Origin of the sequence: Streptomyces sp. NPDC001714, assembly GCF_042892755.1 — a bacterium.
GTDB lineage: Bacteria > Actinomycetota > Actinomycetes > Streptomycetales > Streptomycetaceae > Streptomyces.
The window spans coordinates 1-2,818 of sequence record NZ_JBIAUL010000068.1 but is presented as its reverse complement, the minus strand read 5'-3'; the positions used below and the strand labels follow the sequence as shown (position 1 = coordinate 2,818).

Genomic DNA, 2,818 nt, shown 5'->3' with positions numbered 1-2,818 from the left:
GCTTCTACGGCGACCGCGTCATCGACAACCAGTAAGACCCGAACAAACCCAAGGAGCGTCAATACCAGGGCTTACACGAAAAACAAGACACTCCCGCGCCGATCCTAAATGCGATGTGCAGTTTCTCCTGTTCGTCTTGCACGACGGAGATGTTGCTTCGCCGGGGCAGATGGCGGCGAGCACGGGTGGACCAACGGCTGGAAAGAATGTCACAACCACGATCCGGAATAGGATGATTGCCCAGGTGCAGCAGGTTGGCGACGGTACCCTGCAATGTTGGCGTTGCGGGATGACAACCACTAACCCTGCAAATGTCCAGATCGGGCACGTTAATGTGCCGAGGAACCTGGGTGGTAACCTGGAGCCGGAGAACCTGTGCATAGAAGGCGCCGCGTGCAATAGCAGCGCGCAAGACCGAGGAGCTCCTTCTGATGGAAAGTCGTGCGCTGAGCGAGGAGGATGCGGTGCCGGATATAGGAGATTCGACTAATCCAGTGGGCCTTATTGGACTGCCGCTCCGCGTTGAGTCTCAAGACGGGGCCGCCGCTGACGAAATGGTGGCTGCCACTCGACTTGCCGAGACGCGCTATCTTGTGCGACTGTCGCCGGGTTTCTATAGAGGAATTGCGGCGGGTGATGAGGTTGAATATGACCAAATCACTAAGAGTGCGACCGTAATCACTCGCGGTGGAAATGTCGCCATCCAGGTCTTCCATGAAGGAATTCCCGGTGAAGTCATTGATTCATTCAAAAAGAGGGTTGCGGGGATTGGGGGAAGGGTTGACGGGGAGCTTGATTCCCTAGTCGTTCTCACGTTCCCGGTCGGGATTGGTTTCCCGGCGATTGAATCAATTATGGCTGCACTGCCGGAGCGTGGCATCGAATGGGAGTATGGAAATGTCTACGACCAAAATGGGGAACCGCTTGGCTGGTGGGAGTAGACAATAGGTGTGGGCTCCATCTAATACTCCAGTTGCAGTTCGCTATTCCTGCTGGTCAGAGGCACGTTCGTGAGTGTACTGGGCTGATATGCCGTCAGGTGGCGGGAGTTCGTGACTTCGGGTGCGGCGGCCCGTTGTGCTTGTCGCGCAAGATGACGTGCGGCCCGATGTCTGGTCGGCAGAGCTGGAAGAACTGCTGGTGCGGATCGGTCACCGCTTCGGACGGGTGGATCTTTGGCGGCGGATGCGGTCCTATGTGCACGGCCTGCTTGGACCAGTGGGCCGGAAGAACAGCTGGCAGTTGGCCGAGCATGCCGGTCACCACACTCCCGCAGGGTTGCAGCACCTGCTGAGCCGAACTTGCTGGGACCCCGACGAAATCCGCGATGACCTGCAGGAATACGTCGCCGAGAAGCTTGGGGACACGGCCGGGGGTGCTGATCATCGACGATACCGGGTGTGCGCCACGAGGCGCTGAGGAATCGAGCGGGAGGAGGAATCCGCCGCTGGTCATCGCAGTGACCGGTTGAAGCTGGAGGCAGGTGGATCCCCGGGTTGGGGGTGACGCTGGAAGCGGCCTCGACAACGTAGGGGCGAACCGACACCACCAGGCGGTTCGTGCCCGCAAGCGAAGACGGAATGGGTGTAAGGAAACTGAACCGGTGGTTGAAGCCCCGTGAGTCGTCAGCGGCCTGCCGAATCTGGTGGATGGGCCGCGCCGCAGTGCTGGAGAGTGCTCTATCCGGTGGCCTCTCCTCTTCCGGCGTCTTTATCCTGTGGGCGCCGGGAGGCCCGGACCAAGACTGCGATATGCGGTCCGTGGCGATGCTGCCGGGGTAAAGCCGGGCACCGAAACCGTCGTAAAGATTCTCAGTGAACGTGGGAAGCGATCTGGCATCGCCCTTCCCGTCCGGCAGCCGGCCGGGCGGCGGGCAGGCGCGACGCCCGTTGATGGTGCCGGATCGTGGCGGAGTCGCCGTAGTACTCAGAGGCTGGGAAAGCCAGTCACACGGGAAAGGGCGACAGCGTGATAGCGGCAGGGCTGCTGCCGGGGAGGGACGTTGTTGAATAACGACGCGCCGCCGATATCGTGGCCGGGCAGTATGGCGGCCGAGCGGCGGGTACTCGACCATCAGCTCAAGCTGCACCGATGGGCAAGGAACGAACCGGCTCGCCGGTTCGAGGATGTATTCAACTTGGTCTGTGATCGGGCCACGTTGTTGGTGGCCTGGGAACGGGTGTCCGGCAACCGGGGTGCCAGGACAGCGGGTGTGGACGGGGTCACCCGTTACCACATTGAGGAACGCCTGGGAGTGATTTCGTTCCTGGAGGAGCTTCGCTCTTCGCTCAGGGATGGGTCCTTCACGGCGTTACCGGTCAAGCAAGCGGTGATCCCCAAGAAGAATGGAAGGGTTCGCTACTTGGGTATCCCGACTTTGCGTGACCGGGTTGCGCAGATGGCCCTCAAGCTGATCCTGGAGCCGATCTTCGAGGTGGACTTCTACCCGTCCAGCTACGGGTATCGGCCTGGCCGTCGGGCCCAGGATGCTATCGCCGAAATCCACCACTGCAGCAGCAAGCCGTCGAACTACGAGTGGGTCATCGAGGGCGACATCAAGGCTTGCTTCGACAACGTCGACCACCACGTCCTCATGGACCTGGTGGCCGAGCGCATCAAGGACCGCAAGGTCCTGCGGCTGGTCAGCGCATTTCTGCGGGCCGGGGTTGTCGAGCTGCATGGCGGACTTGCGGAGACCCTCACCGGTACTCCGCAAGGAGGAGTCGCCACGCCTCCAACGCAATGGATAACACGGGCGCATGTCGCCCTCGGCGTCGGCGTCTGGTGACTGACCGTGATCGGCTGGGGTGTGCTCGCG

Annotated in this window: 3 protein-coding genes; all 3 read left to right on the top strand. The window is 61.2% G+C overall.

Going from position 1 to position 2,818, the window contains the following annotated elements:
- Positions 1 to 431: 431 nt before the first annotated feature.
- The 3 genes from ACFY0P_RS52080 (at position 432) to ACFY0P_RS52070 (ending at position 2,788) form a co-directional block, all read left to right on the top strand.
- Entirely contained in the window at positions 432 to 941 is a 510-nt protein-coding gene (locus tag ACFY0P_RS52080; protein ID WP_388929521.1) for a DUF4265 domain-containing protein, read from the top strand.
- Positions 942 to 1,185: 244 nt separating this feature from the next.
- Positions 1,186 to 1,419, top strand: coding sequence for a hypothetical protein (locus ACFY0P_RS52075; RefSeq protein ID WP_388929522.1), 234 nt, complete (start codon positions 1,186 to 1,188; stop codon positions 1,417 to 1,419).
- A 586-nt stretch (positions 1,420 to 2,005) separates the two neighbouring features.
- Positions 2,006 to 2,788: a reverse transcriptase domain-containing protein gene (locus ACFY0P_RS52070; RefSeq protein WP_388929520.1), complete on the top strand. Its 783-nt coding sequence runs from the start codon at positions 2,006 to 2,008 to the stop codon at positions 2,786 to 2,788.
- Positions 2,789 to 2,818: the final 30 nt, after the last annotated feature.